Here is a 25,750-nt window from a genome sequence, read left to right as displayed (position 1 = left end):
CCACCGGTCCGCGTAGCATCGCCGCGTGTCGCGCGCCGAGGAAGCACGCCGCCGGGCCGAGCTGGCCGCCGGTCACGCCCGCTCGGAGTCGTTGCGGGCGCAGAAGCTGGTGGACGCGTTCGTGCAGGCCGCCCGGGAGCGCGGGGTGGCGCCCGAGCCGCTCCGCGCCACCCTGCTGTCGGGGCAGAGCGTCAGGACCGACAAGACCGGCTGGTACCTGCGGAAGAACCGCAGCGTGGCCGTCGGCGAGGACGGCAGCTACTACGTGCTGGTCGTCCCCGGTGGGCTGGCCGAGCGGTTCCGCGGGGTGAAGCTGACCCCGTCCCCGCCGCCGCTGATCGTCGGCCAGGGCGGTCGAGACGGCGAGACCGGACCGATCCAGGACTTCCTCGACCGGCGGCTGGCCGAGGGCTGAGCCGCTCCCGGCCGGGTTCGGACCGGCCGGGCTCGGATTAGATGTCCTCGGTGGTGGTCGCGGTCTTCTTCACCTTGAGGAACTTCATGTACTCGTCGACGACCTCGTCCGGGCTGCCCTGCATCATCAGCCGGCCGTGGTCGAGCCAGATGGCCTCGGAGCACATCTCCTTGATGCTGCCCAGGCCGTGGCTGACCAGGAACATCGCGCGCGCCCGACCGCGGAGCTCCTCCATCTTGGCGTTGGCCTTCTCGCGGAAGTGCGCGTCGCCGGCCGAGAGCGCCTCGTCGATCATCAACAGGTCGGGCTCCATGTGGACCGCCACCGAGAACGCCACCCGGGAGAACATGCCCGAGGAGTAGGTCCGCATCGGCATGTCGATGAACTCGCCGAGCTCGGTCCACTCGGCGATCTCGTCGGCGCGCTCCTCGACCTCCTCCTTGCTCAGGCCGGCGGCCAGACCGCCCAGGATGACGTTCTCGCGTCCGGAGAGGCTGTTGTTGAACCCGACGCCGAGGGCGAGCAGGGTGCTGGCCCGGCCCCAGGTCTCCACCGTGCCGCTGGTGGGCGGGAGGATGCCGGCCAGGGCGCGCATCAGCGTCGACTTGCCGGCGCCGTTGGCGCCGACGATGCCGAGCGAGGTGCCGACCGGGACCTCGAAGCTGACGTTCTTGAGCGCCTGGATCTCGCTGACCGCGCGCTGACCGCGACCGAAGCGGACCAGCGCCTGCTTCAGCGTCGGCTTCTTCTCGAACGTGGTGCGGTAGGTGATGGAGACGTCGCGGACCCGGGCGGCCAGGTCGGTGCGCTCGGCCTCGGCCCTCGTGCGCCGGGGGTCCGGGGCGGAACCCGGCGTCGGCGGGGTGGGCGGCGTGGTCATGGTGGCTCCGATCCTGCCGGATGACAGGCCGGTCTGCTCAGAGGACACGGACAGCGAAATCACGCTCCCGGGAGACGAAGTAGAGGAATCCGACGACCGCGGCGCCGATCGCCCAGGCCGCGCTGATCGCGAACACCACCGGGTGCACGTGCGGGTTCTTGTCCTGGATGAAGTCGACGTAGCCGCGGACCATCCCGAACATCGGGTTGGACTGGGCGATGGCCTGGATCGGGGCCGACTGGCCGTTGATCTGGTCGGCGAACCAGAGCACCGGCGACATGTACATCCAGAGCCGCAGGATGTAGGGCAGGAAGCTCGAGGTGTCGCGGAAGTAGACCTGCAGGGTGGCGAAGATCGAGGCCATCCCCATCGAGAACAGCACGATGCAGCCGAGGAAGAACAGCGCGATCAGCGCGTGCGGCCGGATCGGCAGGCCGGCCAGGAAGTGGAAGACGATGTAGACCGGGACGGTCGGCAGCCAGCGGAAGAAGGCGGTGCGGACCGCGCCGAGCGGGATCAGCAGCCGGGGGAACGCGGTGTTGAGCAGCAGCTTGCCCGAGGTGGTGACCGAGCTGGCCCCGGTGTTGCAGCTGGTGGAGAAGAAGGTGAACACGAACAGCGCCAGCGTCAGGTGCGCGAAGTGCTGCATCGGCGTCGCGGTGCCGCCGCCGACCGAGTGGCCGAGGATGGTGATGAGCAGGAAGTAGACGCCGGCGAGCAGCAGCGGGTTGAGCACCAGCCAGGCCTGGCCGAAGAAGGTCAGCGTGTTGGCGCTGCGCATGCTGGCCTTGCTCATCTCGGTGGCGAACGCCCGGCGGTTCCACAGCTCCTTGGCGTAGACCGCGAGGTTCGGCAGACCGGCCCGGTGCGGGCCGTAGAGGTGGTAGACCGGCTCGAACTCCCTGTCGGGAACCTCGCTCGCGTCGACGACCGCCATGGGTGTTGTCCTTCGCGCCTGTCGGGTGACCCCGCGGCGGACGCCTGTCCGGCCGGGATCCGGCCCGCCGTAGGCAGGCCGCGCGTCAGTCTGCCACGGAGCGCCCGGACCGCGACCAGTCCGACGCGGCGCTCCCACAGGGTGTCCACAGTCGTCCCGGCCGACGTCGGGAGGGCCCGCGGCGGACGTCCGGTCGCGGGTCGGGTTGGTCAGGAGGCGCGGGGCAGCTCGGGCTGCGGCGGCCGGCGGCCGGCCTGGTGCTGCTGCTGGGCGGGGGGCGGCGCACCGAGCTTGCGGGTGCGGACCAGCACCACCACGAGCGCCACCGCGAGCAGCGCGAACCCGATGGTGATCACCGGGATCACCACGCGTCCCTCGCCGGCGAGCCGGGCGGTGCTGGCCGGGTCGTCGGGGGAGTAGAGGATCGTCACCTGGTCGCCGATCCGCACGTTGGGCTTGTAGCGGCCGTTGACCGGTGTGTAGGTGTAGCTCTGGCCGTTGACGGTGAACCGGATCTCGGGGGCCAGTGGCACGCCGCGGTTGCGGTGCAGACCGGGGCCGCGCTCACCGCCGCTGAAGGTGCGCGGCACCAGGGCCACCACGGTGCCCTGGGTGGAGTCGGCGTTGGCCAAGAACGAGCGGTTCTCCATCGAGAGCCGGGCGAAGAGCACCGCCACCGCCAGCAGGTAGACCACGGCGACCACGCCGAGCACCCGGGGGAATCGGAACCACTTCACGGGCGTCAGGTTAGCCGTGACCCGACCGCCGACCGGGCCGATCGACACGGGGCACAGATCCTCCACAGACCTTCTGCGCCCGCACTCAGCCCTGGGGCCGGGACGTCCGCTGAGCCTGTCGAAGCGCGGGGTGGGCGGTGAGGTGGGACGTGCGCTGAGCCTGTCGAAGCGCGTGCGGGTGGTGAGGGTGGGACGTGCGCTGAGCCTGTCGAAGCGCGGGGTGGGACGTGCGCTGAGCCCGTCGAAGCGCGAGCGAGACGCCGTGGCCCTGAGCGGAGAACACGAACCGGCCCCGCCGGCTGTCACCAGCGGGACCGGCTCGTCGACCAGCCCCGGCTCCGTCGTGCCTGCGGTGATCCCCCGAACACCAGCACGAGCGCAGTCAGTCGCTGAACCTGCACTGATCCATCCCCATGGATCCTTGTGGGTCGAGGCCCTGCCACGCACCGGACCATGCCTCGAACGAAGTCCCGCTCGAGGCGTCGGAACACCCCTCCAAGATTGCTCCGACGCCCCAGGGTCCGCGGTTTCCCACGGAGGTGCGACGGGTTCAGATTGACCCTTCAACCTTCAGTTTTTCTGCTCGAATCACCAGCGTCGGCTCAAGATTGGCTCAAGGGATCGCCCGGTTCCTGACGATTTCTTGAGGTCGCTTCAGCCAGTCCTGAGGTTGTTCGTTCGACCGCGTCAGAGACCCAGCACGGACGGCAGCGGGCAACACATCCCTCCGCCCGGACAACACCTCGGCAGGGCTGGACAACACCACGGACAACACCCGCCGACCAGGCTCGGAGCGCCGGTCGGGAAGCCGGCCAGGAGAGCCGGGGGAGTGGTGCAGATGACGTCGACGACGGGGCGGAACGGGATAGCGGTCTCAGCGCCGTCCGGGCTGGGGGCGCGGTTGCAGGCCACGTGGTCTCAGGTGGCGGACCGGCCGGAGCGGCAGATCGCCGACTGGGCTGACGAGCCACGGCTGGCCGACTGCCGCACGCCGGCCGACGTGCTCGCGCGGGTCGGTGCGGATCCCGATCCGGTGCTCGGCCGACTGATCCGGGCCGAGCAGGAGGGTGGCGGGACTCGGTCGGACCCGTCCGGACCGATCGGCGTGGCCGCACTGGTGCTGCTCCGGGCGATGGTGCCCAAGATGATCCGGATGGCGCACCGCGACCCGAGCGCGGACCTCGACGATTACCTCACCCATCTGTGGGTCCGGGTCCGGACCTACCCGCTCGAGCGCCGGCCGCGGCGGATCGCGGCGAATCTGGCCCTCGACACCCTCAAGGCGGTCCGGTCCGAGGGCGGCGGACCCGATGACCCGGTGGACCAGCTGGGTCCGGGTCTCCCGGGCTGGGTGCTGGGCACGCCGGAGCCCGGCGGCGTCTCGGCGACCGCGGTGATCGCCTCCGCGGCCGAACTGGGTCTGCTCGACCCGCAGAGCCAGGCGGTGCTGCACGCCGTCTACGTCGAGGGCCGACCCGGCGCCGACGTCGCCGAGCGGCTCCGGATCAGCCACGCGATGGTGCGCTACCGGTGCAGCCGCGCCGTCCGCCGGCTGGCCGCCCACGCCGGCGAGCTGGCGGCGGCCTAGGTGGCGAGCCGGTTTCGGGGCGGATGCCGACCACGGCGGATCCGATGCGTCGTGATCGATCCCGCCGCAAATTCTCCGGTTCGGCCCACGACGAACCCTCTGTGTGTTGAGATCTGGTTATCCGTCGCCGCTCGGCCCCTGGGTCCCGGACGTCGCTCCACCCTCGTCCCGGATGGCCCGGCTGACGGATTCCCGGACCGCCGCGTGCGGTGCGAGCCCACGGCCGTGGTCCGGTGCGCACGGGGAACACGAGAGGGAACGTAGACATGGACGTTGGCGCGCCGGCGCCTCGGCTGCCCGCGCCCGCCGCACCGAAGGTGCGACGGAGCCCCAGGTGGATCGCGCTCGGGGTGGTCGCGCTCTGTCTCGGCGCGCTGGGTGCGTTCTTCCTCTACAACCAAGCCTCGGAGGCCCGCGAGGTGGTGGCTGTCCGCTCCACCGTCTACCGCGGCACCACGCTGACCGCCGACGACCTCACCGTGGTCCGGGTCGGCAACACGGCGGGGATCCGGACCGTGCCGGCGACCGAGCTCGCCGGCCTGGTCGGCCAGCAGGCCACCGTGGACCTGATGCAGGGCACCCTGCTGGCCCCCGGTGCCGTGGCCCGGACGGTGCTGCCGGAGACCGGGCACAGCGTGGTCGGGGTCAAACTCGCGGCCGGGCGCGCCCCGACCGGGTTCCTCCAGCCGAGCAGCCCGGTCCGGTTGATCGCCCTGCCGCCGTCCGGTGCCCAACCCGATTACCGCGACGACTACAGCGGGCTGTCGATCGACGCCACCGTCCTCTCGCTGACCCCGACCGCCGACCGCCAGTCGGTCGTCGTCGATCTGGATGTCGCGTCGGCGCAGGCGGGCGCCGCGGCCGCGCTGGCCGCGACCGACCGGCTGGTCCTCGTCCGCGACCCGGAGCGCTGAGCGGTGGCCGTCCTCGTGCTCGCGTCCGCCTCGGGTGCACCGGGGGTGACCACGCTCGCCCTCGGCCTCGCCCTCACCTGGCCGCGGTCGGTCATCCTGGTCGACGCCGATCCCTCGGCCTCGCAGGCCGTGCTGGCCGGGTTCCTCGGCGGTCAGGTCCGCACCGGCAAGGGGCTGCTGCGCGTCGCCGAGGGTCACCGCGACCGGCGACCGCTCCGCGAGGTGGTCAGCGACCAGACCGTGCCGCTCGCCGACGACCCGGCCACCTCGCGCCGGTTGCTCCCTGGGTTCGTCCGGCCGGGCAACGCCGCGCTCTTCGAGCCGGTCTGGCCCGAGCTGGCCGAGACCTTCGTCCGGTTCGGCGACAGCGGCATCGACGTGGTCGTCGACCTCGGCCGACTCGGGGCCGGCGGGGTGCCGCAGGCCCTGCTCGAACGCGCCGACGTGTGCGCGCTGGTGACCCGGAGCAGTCTGCGGGCGCTGGCCGCCGCGCGCTGGCACGGCACCCAGCTGGCCGAGCAGGCCCGGCTGGCCGGCGGTGGCGACCTCGCCGGCGTCGTCGTGATCGGCGAGGGCCGGCCCTACCGGTCCGCCGAGATCGCCGCGCTGCTCGGCCTGCCGGTGCTGAGCACCGTCCCCGACGACCCCGAGTCGGCCGCCGCGCTGGTCGACGGCGGCCGCCGCTCGCGCCGCTTCGACACGGCGCCGCTCCCGCGGGCGCTGCCGCACGTCGGCGCCGAGCTGCAGGCGCGGATCGGCAGCCGGAGCGACCGGCTCGACGATGGGGCCGCCGCGGCGCCGCGGCCGTCGCCCACCGAACCGGTCGGGGTCGCTGCAGTGCCGGGGAGCAGACGGTGAGCGGCGGCACGCGGTTCGGCCACGGACCCGGCCGACGCCAAGACGTTCAAGAGCCAGTCGGTGCCGACCGGACGCCGCCGCGTGGGCTCACCGAGCTGCCGCTGTTCGCCGGGGCCGGCCCCTCGACGGCAACCGATCTGCGGGCTGAACAGACGCTCGCGGCGCGCGGAGCCGGCACCCTGCGATCCTCGGCGTCTGGCCGCCCGGGAAGCGAGCCGGACGGCGGCCGTCGGCTCTCGCCGCGGCGGGCCGGCGAGGAGGTGGACTGGCCACGCGTCGTGCTGCTCCGCAAGGAGGCCTCCGAGCGGATTACCGAGCAGACCCAGGCGCACCTGGCGGACCTCGGTCGGCCGATGCCCACCGAGGACCGGCTGCTGATGGGACGCGCGGTCATCCGGCGGGTCGTCGCCGACCACGTCCGGGCGCTGCACCGCGAGGGCGAAGCGCTCTGGTCGGCCGAGACCGAGCAGTCCTACGTGCGGGCCGTCGAGGACGCGGTGTTCGGGTTCGGTCGGCTCCAGCCGCTGTTCGAGCTGCCCGACGCGGAGAACATCGAGATCCACGGCTGGGACTCGGTCGTTGTCCAGTACGGCGACGGGCATCGCGAGACCTTCCCGCCGGTCGCCGACAGCGACGAGGAGCTGGTCGACGCGATCCGGTTCCTCGGCGAGAACGCCAGCCCCAGCCGTCCGTTCGACGACACCCACCCGACGATGACCCTCGCGCTCGGCGAGCGGTTCCGGTTGCACGCGATCGGGTTCGGGCTGTCCTACCGGCCGAGCGTGGTGATCCGGCAGCACATCCTCACCGACGTGTCGCTCGCCGACCTCGTCCGCGGCGGGATGCTGCCGCTCGAGGTGGCCCGGTTCCTCGACGCCGCCGTGCTGGCGCGGAAGTCGATCGTCATCTCCGGGGATCAGGGCGCCGGCAAGACCACCCTGCTCCGCGCCCTGATCCACGCGATCCCCACGACCGAGCGGTTCGGCACGCTCGAGACCGACTACGAGCTGATGACCCACCGGCAACCGGGACGGCAGAACATCCTGGCTCTGCAGGCGCGCGTCGGGCACGGCGAGGTGCAGGGCCGGGAGTCGCTCGGCAACGTCACGGTCGCCGACCTGATGCCCGAGGCGCTCCGCCAGAACCTCTCCCGGCTGGTGGTCGGCGAGGTGCGCGGCGGCGAGGCCGCGGCGATGTTCGAGGCGATGCAGGCCGGGGCGGGCACGTTGTCCACGACCCACTCCCACTCGGCCGCCTCGACGATGGACCGGCTCGCGTCCCGCGTCGCACAGGGCGGGGTCCTGACCATCGATGAGGCCTACCGGCAGATCGCGCACAACATCAGCCTGTTCGTGCACATCCGGCTGATCGACGACACGTGGAAGGGCGGACGCCGGCAGCGGTTCGTCAGCGAGATCCGCCAGGTGACCCGCGCCATCGAGGCCGACCGCCCGACCACTCACCTGACCTACAGCGCCGGCGGGGACGGCCGGCAACCGGCCGGCTTCTTCCCCGACGCCGACTTCGCCGCCGAGCTCGCGCCCTTCCGCCGCCCGCTCCCCGGTGGCGAGGGCCTCGGCACCGAGGACGAAGCTTTCGCCGGGTCCGTCCCTTCTGAATACTTCCGCCGGGGAGTCCGACCGTGACCGGCGCGGTCGGGGCCGCGCTCTGCGGAGCGGCCCTCGTCTTCGGCGTCCTGGCGATCGTCCGTGGGCTCCGCCGGAGCGAGCCGACACCGGCCCGCACCGGGCCACGAACCGGCGTCGGTCTCCGCTGGGCGCGGCTCACCCGCCGTCCGAGCGGACCGGCCGGACGTCGACGCGACCTGGTGCTGCTTGGCGCGACGGTCGCGGGCGTGCTGGTGGCCGCGCTGACGGGCTGGGTGGTGGCCGTGCTGCTGTTCCCGATGGCCGCGCTGGTGCTGCCGCTGGTGCTGGTGGCACCCAAGCCGCGGGACGTCGAGCTGCTCGAGGCGCTCGACCGCTGGGTCCGGACCCTCTCGGCGGCGCTCCCCACCGGAAAGTCGATCCCGGACGCGATCCGGCTCTCCCGCCGCACCGCGCCACCTCAGCTGGAGACCGAGCTCGGCGTCCTCGTCGCCCGGCTGAACAACCGGTGGGACACCCGCGACGCGCTGATGCGCTTCGCCGACGCGCTCGACTCCCCGGACGCCGACGGCGTGGTCGCCGCGCTGATCCTGGCCTCCAACCGCGGCTCCACCGGAGCGTCCACCACGCTGACCGCTCTGGCCGACTCGCTGCAAGCGCAGCTGGCCGGCCGTCGTGAGGTGGAGACCGAACGCGCCAAGCCGTTCACTGTCGTCCGGCAGGTCACGATCATCACCGGGGTCACCCTCGGGCTCGCGTTTGCCTTCGGGCGGGACTTCTTCGCCCCGTACGGCAGCCCGCTCGGCCAGGTCCTGCTGCTCGCGCTGGTCTCGGCCTACCTCGGTTCGCTGGTCGTGCTGCGACTCCGCGCCCGCACCCGGCCGGGCGACCGGATCCTGGTCGGGGGTCGGGAATGATCACCGGAGCCGGGTTGACGCTGGCGCTGGTGCTCGCGACCGGCGTGCTGGTCACCGGTGGGCTGATCGCGCTGGTGGTGGCGTTCGTCCCGCGCACCCCGGTGCTGGCCGACGTCGTCGGCGGTCTGTTCGACGAGCCGGTGAGCGAACCGGTCGCCGTGTCCCCGGAGGGGGCCGGGCGCACGTACCGGCTCGGCGCCTGGCTGGCGCGCCGCACGCCGGTCCCGCTGACGCGCCGACAGCGTCGCGACCTCGAGCTCCGCGGCATCCCGGTCGCCGAGTTCTACGCCGACAAGGCGGTGCTGGCTGTGGCCGGGGTGATCATGCCGGCGGTGCTCGTGGGCTGCTGGGCCCTGCTGTCCGGGACCCTGCCGGTCGCCGTCCCCGTCCTCGTGCCGCTGCTCGGTGGGGTGGTCGGGTTCTTCGTCCCCGACCTCCAGCTCCGGGCCCGGGCCAAGGACTCGCGGACCGACGCCGGCGCGGCGCTGCTCACCTACATCGACCTGGTCACGCTCGAGCGACTGGCCAACGCCTCGGCGACCCAGGCGCTGCACAACGCGGCGAACCTCAGCGAGGCGCCGGTGTTCCGGCAGATCCGGGCCGCGCTCGAACGCGCACGGCTCGAGCAGCAATCGCCGTTCGTCGAGCTCCGTCGGGTGGCCGAGCGACTCGACCTCCCGCAGCTGGCCGATCTCGCCGACGTCATGCAGCTCGACGAGAGCGGAGCCGCCCTGTCGGCCGCCCTCCGGGCCCGGGTCAAGGAGCTCCGCGACGCGCACCTGGCGACGCAGCAGCGTGAGGCCAACGCCGTCTCCGAAGGCATGACGGTGTTCATGGCGCTGCCCGCGCTGGTGTTCGGGTTGATCTTCCTGGTCCCGCCGCTGCTCAGGATCGTCGGCTCGTGAGTTGTCCACAAGCCCACTTCCGCTGGGCCTGCGCAGTGCCTAGCGTCGTGTCCGTCGCGGCGCCCCCTCCGCGACGGCGGCTCCCACCGGATTCCACCCATGACCTCGACAAGGGGGACAGATGATCAAGAACATGCTGCTCGGTCTGCTCGGACTGGTGGTGGCCTGGCAGGACCCGGCGCAGCGCGAGCGCGGGCTCAGCCAGTCCACTGAGAACGCCATCCTGCTGGCCGGAGCCGTCACCGTCGCGGGCATCGTCATCACCGCGATCACGCTCTACGTCAAGGGCCACCTCCCCGGCAACTGAGGTCCGCCCCGTCTCAGTGCGGCGGCCCGATCAACGGCCGGCCGACCCCTTCCAGCACCCTGACCGAGGAGGTGTGATCACCATGTCGCTGACGCAGCTGCGTCCCAGCCCGCTCCGACGGTGGAAAGCCCGGCCCGCGGACGGTCGTGGCCTGTCCAACTCGGTCCAGTGGGCGGTGCTGTTCCCGTTGATCATGCTGAGCACCCTCGGCATCATCCAGGCCGGGGTGTGGGTCCACGGGCACAACGTGGCCGTCGCGGCGACCGACGCCGCCACCGACATCGCCCGCGGGAGCGCGGTGGACGGGAGCACGGACGGGGCGGCCAGCGCCGCCGCGGAACGGATCGCGACCTCGGGCGGCCTGACCGACCTTTCCGTGACGGTGGATCGCGGCGCCACCCGGGTGACCGTGACCGTCACCGGGCGGATCCCGTTGTTCATCGACGTCGGTGGGCTCGGCACGGTCCGGCAGGTCGGCTACGCGCCGGTCGAGCGGGTGACCACGCCATGATCAGGTCGACGCTGTCGGGGTGGGCACGCGGACCGGTCAGGGACCAGCGCGGCTCGCTGTCGGTCGAGGCAGTGATCATCATCCCCGGGCTGGTGCTGATGCTCGGGCTGATGATCGCGGGCGGGCGGCTCTGGCTGGCCCGCACCCACCTGTCGGAGGCCGCCTACTCCGCGGCCCGAGCCGCCTCGCTGGCCCGGGATCCCGGACTGGCCGAGACCGACGGTGAACAGGTCGCGCGCGACGAGCTCGACAGCCACGGCGTCCGGTGCCAGAGCACCACGGTCAGCGTCGACACCACGGCCTTCGCCGTCCCGGTGGGCCAGCCCGCCACGGTGACCAGCCACCTCGAGTGCCGAGTCGGGTTCGGCGACCTGTTGCTCCCGGGTTTCCCTGGGTCCATCGACCTGTCCGCCGACGGGCGCTCGGCCCTCGACACCTACCGCCAGCGATGACCGGGCGGGAACGAGGGGCCAGGAGGTGGGCGCGGCTGCGCCCGCCCGTCGACGGGCGCGGCCAGTCGCTCAGTGTGCTCGCGGTGGTGATCATGGTCGCGCTGATCCTCACGGCCGGTCTGGTGATCGACGGCGGACAGCAGGTGGACGCCGCCAGCCGGGCCCAGTCGATCGCCGCCGCCGCCGCGCGAGCGGGTAGCGAGGCGCAGGCCACCGACGCGCTCGCGGGCTCGAACGACACCGGGCGGGCCCTGGCCGCCGCGCAGGCCTACCTCGACGGGAGCGGTGTGCCCGGCACCGTCGGCTTCGACGGCGACCGGCTGCGCGTGACCACCGAGATCACCGTGCCGACGCTGATGCTGTCGGTGATCGGCATCGACAGCGTGCGCGGCCGTGGTGAGGCCGAGGCCGAGCTGGTGGGGAGCCGATGATGCGGGTGGTCCGTGGGGTCGGTGCCCTCCTCGCCCTGCTCGCGGTCACCGTCGGCGTCCCGGTGGCGCTCACCGCGCTCGGCGGCGACGTGCTGCCGGACCGGTGGAGCGTCAGCGGGCTCGCCGCCGCACTGCTGCGACCCGACGACGGCCGGGTGCTGATCGGGCTGATCACGGTCGCGGGTTGGGTGGCCTGGGCGGTCTTCGTCGTGTCCCTGCTCGCCGAGCTGGTGGGTCTGCTGAGCCGGCAGCGGATCCGCATCCCGCTTCCCGGGCTCGCTGCCCCACGCCGGGTGGCCGCCGGGCTCCTCCTGCTGGTCGTGGCGATGGTCCTCGTGCCGCACCCGAACACAGCCCCGAGCGCGCCGACCACCGGGCCGACACCGTTTCCCCGTACGTCAGCCACCGCGCCCGCGTCCTCGTCGGCCCGGTCGAACCAGCCGACGTCCGCGCCCGGCGGGCCGTCACAGGAGGACGCCGGTCGGCAGGGGTCCGCGGTCCGTCGGTCGCCGACCGCGGAGCCGTCCGTCGTCCACGTCGTCCGTCCCGGCGACGACCTCTGGTCGCTCGCCGAGCACTACTACGGCGAGGGACGCGACTGGCGGCGGATCGCCGGTGCCAACCCGGGGCTGCTGACGGGTGGTCCGGACCGGTTGACGGTCGGGTGGCGGCTCACGGTGCCGGGGGTCGCGCCGTCCAGCGGCGCCGAGCACCGGGTCAGCGACGGCGACACACTCAGCGGCCTGGCCGAGCGCGTCTACGGATCGGCGTCCGCGTGGCCCGGGTTGTGGCACGCGAACCGCGAGGTCGTCGAGGATCCCGACCTGATCGAGGTCGGCGCCGTGCTGCGGCTGCCCGACCGGATCGAGGTCGACGGCACGGTCTACCGACGCGAGCACGTCGCCGCGACCACGCCGGAACGAGTGCCGACCGGGCCCCGCCCTGCGACCGAGCGGGCACCGGAGTCGCACGCGACCCGGTCCGCACCCGACGCGCGGCCCTCGGCCGCGCCCCGGGCCTCGGCGGCTCCCGCGGCTCCGACGACGGGTCCTACGGCCCCGGCGACGTCGGTGGGCCCGGCCTCGACGAGCCCGACCCCGACGAGCCCGGCCCCGACGACGCGAGGATCCGTCCCGACGCCCGCGACCTCCTCGGCCGCCCCGCCCTCGACCGCCGACCCGTCGTCCGGCCGCGCTGCGCCGGCGAGCACCCGGCCAGATCCGGACGCGACCGCGCCGTCACGTCCCCAGCGCACTGCGACCGAGGCACCCTCGACCGGCGCCGCCACGGCTGAGCCCCGCGCCTCGGCGTCGACGCCTGCCGTTACCCCGAGCGCGACCGGTCCGGCGACCTCCGGTCCGACCGCGGCTCCGGGAACCGCGTCGCCGGGAACCGCGGCTGAGGAGACCGAGGCCTCGTCGCTCGCGCCGAGCGAGCTGGTCGATCGGCTGCCGGTGGTGGCCGGCGTCGGCGGTCTGCTCGCCGCCGGCCTGCTCGCCGGTCTGGCCGCCCGTCGCCGACTCCAGCTGCACACCCGACCGGTCGGCCGCCGGATCGCCCAGCCCGCTGCCCCCGCCCAGCTGCTCGAGGCGCGCTTGGGGCGCACCCAGGACCCGCTCGGTGTCGACCTGCTCGACCTCGCGCTGCGTGCGGTCGCCCGGCACGCCCTCGACTCCGGTCAACCGCTCCCGGCGGTACTGGCCGCCGTCGTCACCGACGACCACGTCGAGCTCCGACTCGCATTAGGGTCCGGCGACGAGCCGGTGGTGGTACCGGACGGCTTCGTGGCGGAGGGCGAACGGTGGATCCTCGACCGCGTCGGTGCCGGCGCCCTGCGCCGCACCCCGGGACTCACCCGGACGCCCCAGCCCTACCCGGCGATGGTCGGCCTCGGTGCCGACGACGCCGGAGCCGCCGTCGTGCTGAACCTCGAGGCCGTCGGACTGCTGGCCCTCGTTCCGCCCGCTCCTCCCACGGCTGCACGGCGCGCGGTCGAGGGGTCCGGTTCCCCCGCCGAACGCAACCACGACGTGCTCGCGGCGATGCTGGTCGACCTCGCGTTCAGCCGATGGGCCGACGACCTGGTGGTGACAGTCGTCGGTGGCGACCCGGCGTTGGTCGAGGCGATCGACCACCCCGCGGTGAGCCACGCGACCGACCTGAACCGGCTGTTGGACCGGTGGGAGGAACGCGCGGCGGGTCAGCGCACGCCACCGGCCGGGCTCGAGGGTGGGTCACCCGACGACGTCGGCCCGGTGCCCGAACGCCGACTCCGGCCCGAGCAGGCGGACCCCTGGCTCCCCGAGATCGCCCTGGTCGCCGACCGTCCCACGCCCGAGCAACGGGCTCGGCTCGAACGGTTGCTGCTCACCGAGCCGCCGGTGGCCATGGCCGCCGTCGTCGTCGGTCCGGCGGACACGGTGTGGCGGCTCGAGCTCGATGCCACCGAGGACGGGTCAGCGCGACTCGAGCCGCTCGGCCTGAGGGTCGCGCCGCAGCACCTCTCGGGTGAGGTCGCGACCGCCGTCCAGGACCTGGTCGCGACCACCGGCCGCGTCGACACGGTGCCAGCGCCGTGGTGGGCCCCCGACGACGAAGTCGTCGCCCGCCGGCTCGCCCTGCCCGAGGACGACTCGGTGCTCTCCTCGCCGGCGAACGCCGAGGAGACCGCGGTCCGCACCGAGGACCGCACGACCGACGGGCGACCCTGGTCTCTCGCCGATGCCCTCGACCCGCCCGCCTCGGCCGGGGCCGGCGTCCCGACGACGCGGAGCGACCCCGGTCGGCTCGACTGGCGATCGCTCTTCGCACCCGAGGACCCGTTCGCCGACCCCGCCGTCGAAGCCGACCCCGACGTCGCCACCGGACTCGCTCCTCGCGACACCGCGGACGAGCCGGCGCCCACCCCCGATCCCCCGACCGCGCTCCGCTCGAACACCGCCGGCCGTCCCCGCCGCGCCTGGCCGAGCAGCCCCCTGCCCCTGCGGACGTCCGATCCCGTGGAAGCGGGCGTCCTCGACGATGCCGCCGCACCCTCCGGAGGCGATCCCTCCGACCGGTCCGGCGGACCGAGGGAGGAGTCGACCATCGTGGCCGAACCGCCGGACCGACCGGCCCACGCCCGCCGTGCGGACCAGACACCGACGGACGCGCGACCGTCCGAGGCAACCGATATTCCCGGCACCGACCCCGTCGCCGATCCCGTCGCCGATCCCGACACGGCCGGCGACCCCGCACGGCGAGCCCGCCGCCCGCGACGCGCCTCGGCGGCGGCGGTCGGCCGGAACGTCGTGACCGTCCCCTGGACGAACGACTCCCGCGACGACGAGCCGAATGACGCCGATTCCGAGGAGCCCGGACCCGAGGACGCCGGGCCGGAGGACGGGGACAGCCGCGCCGCCGGTGCGGACTCCGCTCCACGCGCCCCGCGGCCTGGCCGCGAAGAGCTGTCCGCCGTCCGGGTGACCGAGACCGGTCGGGGCGAGCAGCACCCGGTGGTCAACCTGCTCGGGCCGATCGAGCTGCGCGGGGCCGCCGGCCCGAGGCCGACCCGGGCGGTCAAGCAGTGCATCGAGTACTGCGCCTGGTTGCTCGAACACCCGGGGAGCAGTGCGCAGGCGATGGCGAACGCGCTGGCCGTGGCCGAGGGCACCCGGCGTTCGAACGTCAGCCGGCTGCGGACCTGGCTCGGCGAGGACGAGGACGGCCACGGCTACCTGCCGGATGCCTACTCGGGCCGCATCCAGCTCGCCCCGACCGTGACGTCCGACTGGCACCGGCTGCAGATGCTGACCCATGCCGGGGTCAACCTGACCGGCACCGACGGCCTGGTCGCCGCCCTCGGTCTGGTGCGCGGCGCGCCGCTGGCCGACGCCGCGCCTGGCCAGTGGCACTGGGCCGAGGAGCTGCGCACCGACATGGTCTCGGTGGTCCGTGACATCGCGGTCGAGCTCGCGGACCGGGCGCTCGCCTCCGGTGATCTCGACCGGGCGCGGTGGGCCGCCGGTCGGGGCCTCACCGCCGCCCCGAGGGACGAGCGGCTGATGGCCGCACGGATCCGGACCGAACACCGGGCGGGCAACGTGGCCGAGGTCGAACGGCTGTCGCTCGAGGTGTCGTCGCACGCCCGGTGGCTCGGGCTCGACCTCGACCCCGAGACCGTCGACCTGCTCCAGCGCGTCCTCGAGGGCAGGCTGCGGGCACGTTCCTGAGCCGGTCGGCGGAGCCCGGCCGCGGACGTCCGGTCCGGGGTGGTGCACGCCGAGCCGGACCTGGTGCCCAGCCCGCGCCGCCGCGAAAGTTATCCCCAGGACGATCCACCGCTGTGGTCAGACACCACAGTTTTTCTCAGCTGTCAATCCTCCGTTCACCTCGGGCGTGGCGACCGGACACGCCCGAAACAACTTCTCGTCCACGGCTGGTGACGAGCGTTTTCCCTGGTCAGAGCAAGTTTCTCGGATGGGTGGCCGGGTTGTCCCCAGGCTGTTCCCCGGTCCGTGCACAACCTCATGGCGTGTCTCCACACCTCGCCGGGCGTTGTCCACACCCCCTGTGCACAGCGGGCTGTCGCCGGGGCTCGTTCCGGGCTTACGGTTTCGCTCTGCATCACGCCGGACGGCACCGGCGAGGCGGCCCGCGGGGTCTGGGGACCACAGGGACGCGTCGCGCCGGCCGGCGAGCACCAGGCTCGACCCCCGGGGCCACGGAGACGGCTGTCCTCCCACGCACGACGGGTCATCGCACCGGTTCGCCACCGCGATGACCTCGGCGGCGTGCGGTCCGACACTGTCAGACCCGGGTCCTAGCGTCTGGTGCAGCGGGCGAACGACACAGGTGTGATTCTCTGAGTCGTCGCCCGGGGAAGCCGGTCGGTCCGCCGACCGGTCGTCGGTACCGGGGTCGAGCTGTGGGGGGTTGTGGGTGAGCGTCGCGGAGATCGTTCCGTCGTTCGGACGGGGCTTCGGCGACCGGTCGGGGGATCGCTCGGGGGACCGTGCCGGTGGCGCGGACCGGGCGCCGACCGGGTTCGACCGGCTGCCGCCGCAGGATCTCGACGCCGAGCAGTCGGTGCTCGGCGCGATGCTGATGAGCAAGGACGCGATCGCCGACGTCGTCGAGGTGGTCCGCGGCGCCGACTTCTACCGCCCCGCCCACGAGAGCGTCTACGACGCGATCCTCGACCTCTACGGCCGCGGCGAGCCGGCCGACGCGATCACCGTCGCCAACGAGCTGACCCGGCGCGGCGAGCTGACCCGGGTGGGCGGCGCGCCGTACCTCGCGGACCTGCTGGGCAGCGTCTCGGTGGCCGCGAACGCCGGCTACTACGCCGAGATCGTCCGCGAGAAGGCCATCCTGCGCCGGCTGGTCGAGGCCTCGGTGCGGATCGGCCAGATGAGCTACGCCGCCGAGGGCGAGGTCTCCGACATCGTCGACCGGGCGCAGGCCGAGGTCTACGCGGTGACCGACCGCAAGACCAGCGAGGACTACAAGAGCCTGGCCGAGCTGATGCAGCCGACCATGGACGAGATCGAGGCCATCGGGTCGCGCGGCGGTCAGCTCGCCGGCGTCCCGACCGGCTTCGCCGACCTCGACGACCTCACCAACGGGCTGCACCCCGGCCAGATGGTCATCGTGGCCGCCCGACCCGGCTGCGGGAAGTCGACGCTCGCGCTCGACCTGGCCCGCTCCTGCTCGATCAAGAACGGCCTGACCTCGGCCATCTTCAGCCTGGAGATGAGCCAGATCGAGATCACCATGCGGCTGCTCAGCGCCGAGGCCTCGATTCCGCTCAACCACATCCGCAACGGCACGATGAACGACGACGACTGGCAGCGGATGGCCAAGAAGATGGGTGAGGTCAGCGAGGCGCCGCTGTACATCGACGACAGCCCCAACCTGACGATGATGGAGATCCGGGCCAAGGCCCGCCGGCTGCGGCAGCGCCACGACCTCAAGCTGGTGGTCATCGACTACATCCAGCTGATGACCTCGGGCAAGAAGGTCGAGTCGCGCCAACTCGAGGTGAGCGAGTTCTCCCGCCAGCTCAAGCTGCTGGCCAAGGAGCTCGGCGTCCCGGTGGTGGCGCTCAGCCAGCTCAACCGTGGCCCCGAACAGCGCACCGACAAGAAGCCGATGCTGTCCGACCTCCGCGAGTCCGGCTCGCTCGAGCAGGACGCCGACATGGTGATCCTGCTGCACCGCCCCGACCTCTACGACAAGGAGTCGGACCGGGCCGGCGAGGCGGACATGCTGGTGGCCAAGCACCGCAACGGCCCGACCAAGGACATCACCGTCGCCTTCCAGGGCCACTACTCGCGCTTCGCCGACATGCAGTTCTGAGGCGTCTGAGATCCGGCTCGCGAGGGACGGATGGCTCAGGTGGTCGTGTCGGCGTCGGGTTCCGAAGGCTCGCCGCCCCGCAGGCGCCTCCACCGTCCGGTCACACCCTCTGCGAGGCGGTCTGTCCTGGCTCTGGCGTTGTCGAGGGTCGACCTCCCGATGCGGCTCGCCGCATCGACTCCGCCGGCCCCGGCCTCGATGACTTTGTCGCGAACGTCTCCTGCGGCGCTGAGCCATCGCTTCGCCTCGAGCGCATCCCGGGCGCCTTCCACCCCCAGTCCCTCGTGGAACACGACGATCTCGTTCGCGACGTGGTTGCTCGACGTGATGACGGCGCTGGACTGCAGCGGGTGCAGCAGAACCTGTGCGTTGGCGGTGCCGGCGGCCGCGTCCATCCGCTCGAGCATCTGCTCGGTGCGCGCGGTGATCTGCGATCGACGCTTGGCCCGGGCGTGGCGGAGCGCGCGACGGTGGCGTTCGAGCTCCTCGGGACCCGCCATCAACACCCGGTCCAGCTCGAGCACTGCGACCGCGTCCTGCAGCTGAAAGCACCGAGCCAACACGGCCAGCCAATCCCGGACGGCGGTCTCGGCCTCGCGAGCGACCTTCGCCATGTCGCCGACGCGCGACTTCTTCTCGAGCTTCTCCGTGAGTGCGTCCAGCTGGAGCAGGGCATAGCCCTGTGCCTGCGCGATCGTCTGGGTCGTGGCCTGCACCTTCGACCAGGTGACATCAGAGATGTGACCGACTTCTCGACGGATCTCCATCGCCTCGTCGATGACGAATCCAACCCCGAGCAACGGGGCGATCGCGGCGTCCTTCTGGGCTCGAAGGACATCGTCGACTTTCTCGTCGATCACGGCCAGATAGTCCGTGATCTCCTCCATCGCCTGCTCCATGGCCAGCTGGGCCATGATCCCCGCGGCTCCGCCGAGGAGGGCGGGATTGCTGAAGGTGCCGGCTCCGGGTTTGACGATCTCGAGCAGCTTGGTGATCTCACCCTTGTTCGTCACCACGACGGCGCGGTTGATGGAATCCGACGATCCCCTCATCAGCTTCCCGAGCTTCATGGCCTTGGCTGATTCCTCGGTGAGCTTCACCCAGCGACCGGACTCGGCGGCGACCTGCGATCCCACCTGCGTGAGACCCGCTGCCTGGCTGAGGAGAGAGCCCAGGCGACCGGCGAAGTCGAACTCCCTCGACGCCACTCCCGCCGAGGAGAGAAACAGGTCAACCGTCGTCGCGTCGCCGATCACCGCCAGCCCGTCGCCGTCGCTGACCAGCTCGAGTTCGTTGTTCACGAGGACATCCATTCCGGGGGTCGGGTTCTGGTCCCGGTTGATGCCGAGTCCGGCTGAGATCAACGGGCGCAGACGGGGGCGTGGGCGACGCGGCACAAGCAATCGCCCGCCGCGGAGGTACGCCGTCGCCGCTCGCGCGACGGGTGGGGGTTCGTTGATGGTATCCACAAACTCGAGAGTTTGAGCCGAATCTGAGGCAGCAATCCCTTGCCAACCCGGCGCTACTCGGCGTTACTATGTACCGGTAGTCAGTGACGTGCAGTACCGATCCGGACGCACGCGGACCCACCGGGAGGACCCATGAACGTCATCACCAGCCTCGTCGGCGACAAGCGCCGGTACCGGGACTACCGGGCGCGCACCCGCCGGCTGCCGGCGAGCTACCGGGCGGCTGTCCCGGCGCTCGAGCGGCACCTCTACGTCTTCGGCCCGAGCACCGCCGACGGCGTCGCGGAGACGCTCGAGCGGCTGGCCGACCGGCTCGAGGCCGGCGCGGCCGCCGGCACCCCGATCGCCACCCTGGTCGGGCCGGATCCGGTCGCGTTCGCCGACGGACTGGTCCGCGACCAGCCGGCCGGCGGCTGGGTGAACCGCGAGCGTCGCCGGCTCGCCAGCGCGATCGGCCGTGCCGACGCTCTCGACCCGCAGGGCCCGGCTCGTGCCGACGGCGGCTCCCGGTGAGTGCCGCCACCCGGACGCCAACCCCGGCGGCGGCGCAGAGCCCGTCGGCCCCGGCGCTCGCGGTCCACGGGTTGCGCAAGTCGTTCCGGCAGCTGGAGGTGCTCCGCGGCGTCGATCTCGAGGTCGCGCGGGGCAGCATCGTCGCCCTGCTCGGCTCCAACGGCGCCGGCAAGACCACCCTGGTCCGGATCCTCTCCACCCTGCTCCGCGCCGACGCCGGGAGCGCCCGGGTGCTCGGCCACGACGTCGGTACCGAGGCCGCCCGGGTCCGGGACACCATCAGCCTGGCCGGCCAGTTCGCGGCGGTCGACGACATCCTCACCGGCCGGGAGAACCTCGTGCTGGTCGCCCGGCTCCGCCATCTCCCGCGGCCGCGCGCGGTCGCGGACATCCTGCTCGAGACGTTCTCGCTCACCGACGCGGCCGACCGCCGGGTCGCCACCTACTCCGGCGGGATGCGCCGACGGCTCGACCTGGCCATGAGCCTGGTCGGCGAGCCGGCGGTGGTCTTCCTCGACGAGCCCACGACGGGTCTCGACCCGGCCGCGCGGATCGAGGTGTGGGACGCGGTCCGCGAGCTGGCCCGCGGTGGCACCACCGTGCTGCTGACCACTCAGTACCTCGAGGAAGCCGAGCAGCTGGCCGACCGGATCGCCATCCTGCACGAGGGCCGGATCATCGTCGACGGCACGCTCGCCGAGCTCAAGCAGCTGCTGCCCCCCGCCGAGGTCGAGTACGTCGAGAAGCAGCCCAGCCTCGAGGACGTCTTCTTCGCGGTCGTCGGCGGCACCACCCGTCCCGCACCCGAACCCGAGGAAGGACCTCGATCGTGAGCACCACCACTCTCACCCCGGCCACCGCGCCGGCCGCCGTCCGGCGCTCGCGGGCCGTCGCCGACACGGGGGTGCTGCTCGGCCGCTCGCTCAAGCACGTGACCCGCAGCCTGGACACGGTCATCACCACCGCGCTGATGCCGATCGCCTTCCTGCTGCTGTTCGTGTTCGTGCTCGGCGGGGCCATCCAGCACGGCTCCGGCAGCTACGTCAGCTACCTGCTGCCGGGGATCCTGCTGATCACCGTCGCCTCGGGCATCTCCTACACCGCCTACCGGCTGTTCCTCGACGTCCGCGGCGGCATCGTCGAACGTCTCCAGTCGATGCCGATCGCCCGGTCGGCGGTGCTCTGGTCGCACGTGCTCACCTCGCTGGTGGCCAACCTGGTCTCGCTGGTCGTGGTGGTCGGAGCCGCGTTGATCATGGGCTTCCGCTCCGAGGCCGGACCGCTCGCCTGGCTCGCCGTCACCGGAATCCTGCTGCTCTTCACCCTCGCCCTGACCTGGCTCGCGGTCATCCCGGGACTGCTGGCCAAGACCGTCGACGCGGCCGGCGCATTCGCCTACCCGTTGATCTTCCTGCCGTTCATCAGCTCGGCGTTCGTGCCCACCGCGACCATGCCCGGCCCGGTCCGCGCCTTCGCCCAGAACCAACCGGTGACCTCGATCGTCGACGCGATCCGGGCCCTGCTCAACGGGCAGCCGGTCGGCTCCAACCTGACCGTGGCGTTGGTCTGGCTGGTCGCCATCACCGTGGTCGCCTACGTCGTGGCCACGACGATCTACCGGCGGCGCCGCGTCTGAGCGGGGTCCGCACGCGGTCCACGCCGCCGTCCGACCACCCCCGGGCGGAGCCGGACGCTAGTTTGCGAGGGTGCGTTCTCCCACCACGACTCGCAGACCGTCCTGGCTGCGAGGCGTCGCCACCGCCGCCTTCCTGGTCACGGTGCCGTCGGCGCTCTGGCGGGTCCTGATGATCACCGGGGTGTTGCCCGGCACCGCCGAGCTGCGGAGCTACGAGCTCGGGGACCGTCCCGCCGCGGGCTACGCCTACGTCTTCGGGCTGAGCGCGGTCCAGCTGGCCACTGGGTTCCTGGTCACCGGCCTGGCCCGCCCGTGGGGCGAGCGCGTGCTCGGCCGCCGGGTCCCGGTCACGCCGCCGGTGGTCGCAGGGCTGGCCGGCGGATCGGCCGTCACGTACCTCTTCGACGTGTCGATGGTCGGCCAGCTCGCGCAGGGCGTCCGGCCCGACCAGGGCCTGGTCAGCGGAGCACCGCTGGCCCTGATGGTGGCCTGCTACCTGCCGATCCTGGCCTGGGGCCCGCTGACCCTGCTGGCCACCCTCGGCTGATGGCGGCGGCGGGTGGGCGAGCGACCCGGGACGTCGAGCAGGATCGGCCGTGGCGTCGCGGACGGCCCCGTCACACCAGAGGCTCGGCGCGCGTCAGGACGATGACCGCCACCCACCCACCGAAGGAGTAGCCATGACCACCACCGGGCTCCACTCGATCGTCTTCCCCGTCGACGACCTCGAGGCAGCCAAGCGGATCTACACCACGCTGCTGGGCGAGCCGCACACCGACCAGCCCTACTACGTCGGCTACCGCGTCGGCGACGTGGAGATCGGCCTCGACCCGAACGGCGCGAAGCGCGGCCAGACCGTGCCGGTCGGCAACTGGTCGAGCAGCGACCTCGACGCCACCATCGCCGAGCTCACCGCCGCCGGCGCCACGGTGACCGAGCAGCCGCGCGACGTCGGCGGCCCGCGGGTGGCCACCCTGACCGACGCCGACGGCAACCCGTTCGGGCTGATCGGGTGACGCCCGCGGGCAGGATCTGACCGCTCGACCGCGCCGGCACCCGCGGCTCCCGCTCGCGGCGCCTCGCGGACCGACGCGAGCGGTCAGATTCTGCCGACGACGGTCGGCTCAGCCGCGGTCGACCCGGATCAGCACCGCCTGCGGGTCGTGGGGCAGCCGCACGGTCAGCCCGTCGCCGCCGACCGACGCCTCGGCCCCGCGGTCGGTCGGGAACAGCACCTGCGCGGCAGTCGCCCCAGTCACCGGGACGACCACGGTGTCCTCGCCACCCCGGCGCCATACCGCCAGCAGCACGCCTTCGTCGTCGGTCAGCCCGACCGCCGTCCACGGGTCGTACCAGCCCGGCATCCCGAGCGGCCAGAACGGCACCGCCGACGGGATCCGGTGCCGGAACTGCTCATAGGCGGCGATGCCCGCCGCGATCGAGCCGCGTCCGTCGTCGTCGAGCCGGTCCAGGTGGCCCGACAGGTGCACCCGGCCGAGCAGCGCGTTGACCAGGGTGAGGTCGTTGACGTCGCGGCTCCACTCCGGCTGCGGATAGGCCCACGACGCGGCCTGCTCCGGGGTCACCCCGGCGACGGCGCCGGCGGCGATCGCCACGTAGCGCAGCGGGTCGGTCTGGTCGGAGGTCGACTGGATGCTCAGCCGGCTCAGCTGGGCGTAGTCGACCCGCATCCCGCCCGAGCTGCAGTTCTCGATCACCAGGTCGGGGTGCCGGGCGAACAGCCCGTCGAGCCAGTCGGAGTAGGCACGGTTGTGGCCGAGCAGACCGGCGGCCGGGCTGCCCCCGCCGACGTCGGTGCCGAGCCCGATGTTGATGTTGTAGTCGAACTTGAAGTAGCCGGCGCCGTAGTCGTTCACCAGCCGGTCGATGGTGGCGTCGAGGTGCGCCCGGGCGGCCGGGTGGCGGAGGTCGAGCTGATAGCGGCCGTGCTCGGCGACCGGCCTGCCGTCCCGACCGAACAGCGCCTCCGCCGGCAGCCGGTCGAGCAGCGGGCTCTTGAGCCCGACGACCTCCGGTTCGACCCAGAGCCCGGGGACCATCCCGGACGCCTTGATCGCGTCGGTCACCTCGGTGATCCCGCCGGGGAACCGCCAGCTGGACGGCGTCCACTCGCCGACCTCGTCCCACCAGCCCGGGTCGTCGGCGTACCAGCCGGCGTCGATCACGAAGTACTCCGCCCCCGCCTCGGCCGCCGCCGCGATCAGCGGCAGCAGCTTCTCGGTGGTCGGGTCGCCCTCGAGCGCGTTCATGTAGTCGTTGAAGATCACCGGGCAGTCGGCGTCGTCGGCGTTCGGGCGCCGGATGGTCCGCCGGTAGCGGGTCAGCTCGGCCAGCGCGCCGTCCCGCCCGTCCGGGCTCCACACCAGCCCGGCGGGGACGGCCGTGAACGAGCCGCCGGGAGCCACCGTCTCGAACCAGCCGTGCCGGTCCTCGTTGGGTCCGGCCGCGGTCAGGTAGAGCCGGCGGCCGACGTCGAGGGCCTGCCACTCCCAGCTCCCGTTGTGCTCGACCTGCCAGCTCCAGGCCTGACCGGTGCGGGTGTCGGTGACGCAGCCCATCGGCAGCCAGTTGCCGGTGGACCAGCTGCCCACCCCGGCGGCCTCGACGTGGCCCCAGCTCGACGCGTCGTCGCCCAGCCCGACGTCGACGATCCCGGCCTGCTCGAGCGTCTCCTCGCGCCAGCGGAACTCGGCGGTCCAGGTGTTGCGGACCCGGGCGATCCGGAGGCGCTCGGGGTCGTCGGCCAGCGCGGTGCCCGCGAAGCAGGCGAGGTTGAGGCTCGACAGGTACTGGACGAGCACCGGGGCGTCGCCGTCGTTGGTGAGCGTGGTGGTGACCCGGACGGCCGAGCCGCCGCGGTGTTCGAACCGGGTGCTGACCGCCAGGCCGGTTCGTGGGTCGTGCTGGACGATCTCGAGCGTCCGGACCTCACCTTCGGTGGTCTCGGTCTGCCGGACCGGACGGAGCCGTGCGGTCGCGGCGTAGCGCCGGTGCTGGGCGTTCGGGCTGTTCCCGACCCGTCCCTCGCGGTCGACGGCCAGCTCGACCAGCGGTGCCGCCCGGGTGCCGGCCTCGGGCGTCGCCGGCCCGAAGGACAGCAGCGCGGCCGGCGCGTCGGCGGTCAGCCGGAGCCGGAGCACGGCCTCCCCGACCGGCCAGGCGAGCTCGCCGGGCAGGTCGGTCGGCAGGTCGGTCGGCTGGTCGGAGGAGGTGGTCGGGTGATCGGCGTCGTTCACCCGACCAGCCTGACAGGCCGCGCCGGGACGGCGGAACGCGGTGGACACCGCCCGCGGCGCTCGGCTAGGCAGGGGAGGTGCGCGAACCGCCCGAGGGCCTCGACGACGCCGCGGTGCTCGCGGCCGTGCAGCGGCACTGGCCACGCGAGCCGGTGGTCGCCGCCACCCACCTCCCGGTCGGGTTCGGCGCGCACCACTGGCGGATCGATGCCGTCGACGGTCCGCGGTGGTTCGCCACCGTCGACACGCTCGGCGTCCACCACGACGCGCGGTCGCTGACCGACGCCTACGCCGCCGCGACCGTCCTGGCCCGGACGCTGCCGTTCGTCTGGGCGCCGGTGCCGACGACGAACGGCGCGCCGTGCGGCGCGCTGGGCCCGGACCGCCTGCTCAGCCTGACGCCCTGGACCGACGCGCCGGTGGCCGGCGACGGGCCGCTGACGCCGGACCTGGTCGCGGGCACCGCCGCGATGCTGACCGCCCTGCACGCCACCACTCCGCCGTCCCGGCTGCCGCGCTGGCGACCTCGGGTCGGACCGGATCTGGCCGACCGGCTGTCCCGGCTGGTCGACCGACGCTGGGACGGCGGCCCCCACGGCACCGAGGCGCGGACGCTGGTGGCCGACCGGGTGCACGCGATCGCCGGCTGGACCGAGCGCTACCACGCGCTCGCCGACGTGGCCCGCGGTGCGGACTGGGTGGTCACCCACGGCGAGCCGCACAGTGCCAACCAGCTGCTGCTCCCCGACGGCCCGCGGCTGGTGGACTGGGAGAGCGTGGCACTGGCCCCGCGCGAGCGCGACCTCGGCGGGCTGGTCGCGGCCGGCCACCCGGTCGAGCCCCCGCCCGACCCGGAGCTGCTGGCGATGTACGACCTCGAGTGGCGGCTCGACGAGATCAGCCAGTACGCCGACCGGTTCGCCGGCGCGCACACCGGGGACGCCGACGACCGGATCGCCCTCGACGGGCTGCGGCACGAGCTGACCCGCCCCGAGGCCTGACCCGCCCCGAGGCCTGACCCGCCCCGAGGCCTGACCCGCCGCGACTCCCGACGGCCGGCCGCGAGAGGATCGGGCA

23 protein-coding genes and 1 pseudogene are annotated in these 25,750 nt (G+C 73.0%); 19 read left to right on the top strand and 5 right to left on the bottom strand.

What is annotated here, in order from left to right; translation table 11 throughout:
* Positions 1-25: 25 nt before the first annotated feature.
* Positions 26-415 carry a hypothetical protein gene (locus tag FHX74_RS06005; RefSeq protein WP_182559204.1) on the top strand — a complete coding sequence of 130 codons (390 nt, stop codon included), beginning with the start codon at positions 26-28 and terminating at the stop codon, positions 413-415.
* Between the two features lie 37 nt (positions 416-452).
* On the opposite strand, the gene FHX74_RS06000 is transcribed toward FHX74_RS06005, so the two are convergent.
* The 3 genes from FHX74_RS06000 to FHX74_RS21030 all read right to left on the bottom strand — a co-directional run bounded on the left by FHX74_RS06000 (position 453) and on the right by FHX74_RS21030 (position 2,969).
* Positions 453-1,295, bottom strand: a complete 843-nt coding sequence (locus FHX74_RS06000) for an ABC transporter ATP-binding protein (protein ID WP_182559203.1) — start codon at positions 1,293-1,295, stop codon at positions 453-455.
* 37 nt (positions 1,296-1,332) lie between these two features.
* Complete coding sequence (locus FHX74_RS05995; protein ID WP_182559202.1) at positions 1,333-2,232, bottom strand: ABC transporter permease; 900 nt, start codon at positions 2,230-2,232, stop codon at positions 1,333-1,335.
* A gap of 209 nt (positions 2,233-2,441) precedes the next feature.
* Positions 2,442-2,969 carry a DUF3592 domain-containing protein gene (locus FHX74_RS21030; RefSeq protein ID WP_182559201.1) on the bottom strand — a complete coding sequence of 176 codons (528 nt, stop codon included), beginning with the start codon at positions 2,967-2,969 and terminating at the stop codon, positions 2,442-2,444.
* A 922-nt stretch (positions 2,970-3,891) separates the two neighbouring features.
* On the opposite strand from FHX74_RS21030, the gene FHX74_RS05985 reads away from it, so the two are divergent.
* The 12 genes and pseudogenes from FHX74_RS05985 to dnaB all read left to right on the top strand — a co-directional run bounded on the left by FHX74_RS05985 (position 3,892) and on the right by dnaB (position 17,798).
* Entirely contained in the window at positions 3,892-4,557 is a 666-nt protein-coding gene (locus tag FHX74_RS05985) for an RNA polymerase sigma factor (protein ID WP_182559200.1), read from the top strand.
* 266 nt (positions 4,558-4,823) lie between these two features.
* Entirely contained in the window at positions 4,824-5,471 is a 648-nt protein-coding gene (locus FHX74_RS05980; protein ID WP_182559199.1) for an SAF domain-containing protein, read from the top strand.
* Between the two features lie 3 nt (positions 5,472-5,474).
* Positions 5,475-6,329, top strand: coding sequence for a hypothetical protein (locus FHX74_RS05975; protein ID WP_182559198.1), 855 nt, complete (start codon positions 5,475-5,477; stop codon positions 6,327-6,329).
* Between the two features lie 179 nt (positions 6,330-6,508).
* A pseudogene (locus FHX74_RS05970) lies at positions 6,509-7,876 on the top strand (CpaF family protein); the annotation flags it as partial.
* A 95-nt stretch (positions 7,877-7,971) separates the two neighbouring features.
* Positions 7,972-8,853 carry a type II secretion system F family protein gene (locus FHX74_RS05965; RefSeq protein ID WP_182559197.1) on the top strand — a complete coding sequence of 294 codons (882 nt, stop codon included), beginning with the start codon at positions 7,972-7,974 and terminating at the stop codon, positions 8,851-8,853.
* The gene (locus FHX74_RS05960; RefSeq protein ID WP_182559196.1) at positions 8,850-9,758 is read left to right on the top strand and encodes a type II secretion system F family protein; all 909 of its coding nucleotides are present in this window, start codon (positions 8,850-8,852) and stop codon (positions 9,756-9,758) included. Before FHX74_RS05965 ends, FHX74_RS05960 begins: the two co-directional genes overlap by 4 nt.
* 121 nt (positions 9,759-9,879) lie before the next feature.
* A complete protein-coding gene (locus FHX74_RS05955; protein ID WP_182559195.1) occupies positions 9,880-10,065 on the top strand; it encodes a hypothetical protein in 186 nt (61 codons plus the stop codon).
* A gap of 82 nt (positions 10,066-10,147) precedes the next feature.
* Positions 10,148-10,576, top strand: a complete 429-nt coding sequence (locus tag FHX74_RS05950; RefSeq protein WP_182559194.1) for a TadE/TadG family type IV pilus assembly protein — start codon at positions 10,148-10,150, stop codon at positions 10,574-10,576.
* A complete protein-coding gene (locus FHX74_RS05945) occupies positions 10,573-11,028 on the top strand; it encodes a TadE/TadG family type IV pilus assembly protein (protein ID WP_182559193.1) in 456 nt (151 codons plus the stop codon). Before FHX74_RS05950 ends, FHX74_RS05945 begins: the two co-directional genes overlap by 4 nt.
* Complete coding sequence (locus FHX74_RS05940) at positions 11,025-11,459, top strand: pilus assembly protein TadE (protein WP_182559192.1); 435 nt, start codon at positions 11,025-11,027, stop codon at positions 11,457-11,459. Before FHX74_RS05945 ends, FHX74_RS05940 begins: the two co-directional genes overlap by 4 nt.
* Positions 11,459-15,670 (top strand): LysM peptidoglycan-binding domain-containing protein, encoded by a 4,212-nt coding sequence (locus tag FHX74_RS05935; RefSeq protein WP_182559191.1) that lies wholly within the window; start codon positions 11,459-11,461, stop codon positions 15,668-15,670. Before FHX74_RS05940 ends, FHX74_RS05935 begins: the two co-directional genes overlap by 1 nt.
* Before the next feature lie 823 nt (positions 15,671-16,493).
* Positions 16,494-17,798: a replicative DNA helicase gene (dnaB, locus tag FHX74_RS05930; protein WP_235970398.1), complete on the top strand. Its 1,305-nt coding sequence runs from the start codon at positions 16,494-16,496 to the stop codon at positions 17,796-17,798.
* A 35-nt stretch (positions 17,799-17,833) separates the two neighbouring features.
* On the opposite strand, the gene FHX74_RS05925 is transcribed toward dnaB, so the two are convergent.
* Positions 17,834-19,099 (bottom strand): hypothetical protein, encoded by a 1,266-nt coding sequence (locus FHX74_RS05925; protein ID WP_182559189.1) that lies wholly within the window; start codon positions 19,097-19,099, stop codon positions 17,834-17,836.
* A 300-nt stretch (positions 19,100-19,399) separates the two neighbouring features.
* Between FHX74_RS05925 and FHX74_RS05920 the strand changes: the two genes are divergently transcribed.
* From FHX74_RS05920 to FHX74_RS05900, 5 genes are all read left to right on the top strand, one after another.
* A complete protein-coding gene (locus FHX74_RS05920) occupies positions 19,400-19,780 on the top strand; it encodes a DUF1048 domain-containing protein (RefSeq protein ID WP_182559188.1) in 381 nt (126 codons plus the stop codon).
* Complete coding sequence (locus tag FHX74_RS05915) at positions 19,777-20,613, top strand: ABC transporter ATP-binding protein (protein WP_182559187.1); 837 nt, start codon at positions 19,777-19,779, stop codon at positions 20,611-20,613. The genes FHX74_RS05920 and FHX74_RS05915 overlap by 4 nt, the downstream gene beginning before the upstream one ends.
* Positions 20,610-21,416, top strand: a complete 807-nt coding sequence (locus FHX74_RS05910) for an ABC transporter permease (RefSeq protein WP_182559186.1) — start codon at positions 20,610-20,612, stop codon at positions 21,414-21,416. The genes FHX74_RS05915 and FHX74_RS05910 overlap by 4 nt, the downstream gene beginning before the upstream one ends.
* 70 nt (positions 21,417-21,486) lie before the next feature.
* Positions 21,487-21,963 carry a hypothetical protein gene (locus FHX74_RS05905; RefSeq protein WP_182559185.1) on the top strand — a complete coding sequence of 159 codons (477 nt, stop codon included), beginning with the start codon at positions 21,487-21,489 and terminating at the stop codon, positions 21,961-21,963.
* Positions 21,964-22,096: 133 nt separating this feature from the next.
* On the top strand, positions 22,097-22,432 hold the full coding sequence (locus FHX74_RS05900; RefSeq protein ID WP_182559184.1) for a VOC family protein: 336 nt from the start codon (positions 22,097-22,099) through the stop codon (positions 22,430-22,432).
* A 108-nt stretch (positions 22,433-22,540) separates the two neighbouring features.
* On the opposite strand, the gene FHX74_RS05895 is transcribed toward FHX74_RS05900, so the two are convergent.
* Positions 22,541-24,673 carry a glycoside hydrolase family 36 protein gene (locus tag FHX74_RS05895; RefSeq protein ID WP_182559183.1) on the bottom strand — a complete coding sequence of 711 codons (2,133 nt, stop codon included), beginning with the start codon at positions 24,671-24,673 and terminating at the stop codon, positions 22,541-22,543.
* Between the two features lie 77 nt (positions 24,674-24,750).
* Between FHX74_RS05895 and FHX74_RS05890 the strand changes: the two genes are divergently transcribed.
* On the top strand, positions 24,751-25,674 hold the full coding sequence (locus FHX74_RS05890; protein WP_182559182.1) for a phosphotransferase: 924 nt from the start codon (positions 24,751-24,753) through the stop codon (positions 25,672-25,674).
* The last annotated feature ends 76 nt before the right edge of the window (positions 25,675-25,750 follow it).

This window comes from Microlunatus kandeliicorticis (genome assembly GCF_014137855.1).
Taxonomy (GTDB): domain Bacteria; phylum Actinomycetota; class Actinomycetes; order Propionibacteriales; family Propionibacteriaceae; genus Microlunatus; species Microlunatus kandeliicorticis.
Note: the sequence above shows the minus strand (reverse complement) of the source record. Positions and strands in the feature narration are given on the sequence as shown.

Excerpts from the sequence above, each read along its gene's own strand:
- FHX74_RS05980 (WP_182559199.1), top strand. The coding sequence starts at position 4,824 with ATGGACGTTGGCGCGCCGGCGCCTCGGCTGCCCGCGCCCGCCGCACCG.
- FHX74_RS05940 (WP_182559192.1), top strand. The coding sequence starts at position 11,025 with ATGACCGGGCGGGAACGAGGGGCCAGGAGGTGGGCGCGGCTGCGCCCG.
- FHX74_RS05950 (WP_182559194.1), top strand. The coding sequence starts at position 10,148 with ATGTCGCTGACGCAGCTGCGTCCCAGCCCGCTCCGACGGTGGAAAGCC.
- FHX74_RS05945 (WP_182559193.1), top strand. The coding sequence starts at position 10,573 with ATGATCAGGTCGACGCTGTCGGGGTGGGCACGCGGACCGGTCAGGGAC.
- FHX74_RS05920 (WP_182559188.1), top strand. The coding sequence starts at position 19,400 with ATGAACGTCATCACCAGCCTCGTCGGCGACAAGCGCCGGTACCGGGAC.
- FHX74_RS05995 (WP_182559202.1), bottom strand. The coding sequence starts at position 2,232 with ATGGCGGTCGTCGACGCGAGCGAGGTTCCCGACAGGGAGTTCGAGCCG.
- FHX74_RS06000 (WP_182559203.1), bottom strand. The coding sequence starts at position 1,295 with ATGACCACGCCGCCCACCCCGCCGACGCCGGGTTCCGCCCCGGACCCC.
- FHX74_RS05900 (WP_182559184.1), top strand. The coding sequence starts at position 22,097 with ATGACCACCACCGGGCTCCACTCGATCGTCTTCCCCGTCGACGACCTC.
- FHX74_RS05955 (WP_182559195.1), top strand. The coding sequence starts at position 9,880 with ATGATCAAGAACATGCTGCTCGGTCTGCTCGGACTGGTGGTGGCCTGG.
- FHX74_RS05960 (WP_182559196.1), top strand. The coding sequence starts at position 8,850 with ATGATCACCGGAGCCGGGTTGACGCTGGCGCTGGTGCTCGCGACCGGC.
- FHX74_RS05935 (WP_182559191.1), top strand. The coding sequence starts at position 11,459 with ATGCGGGTGGTCCGTGGGGTCGGTGCCCTCCTCGCCCTGCTCGCGGTC.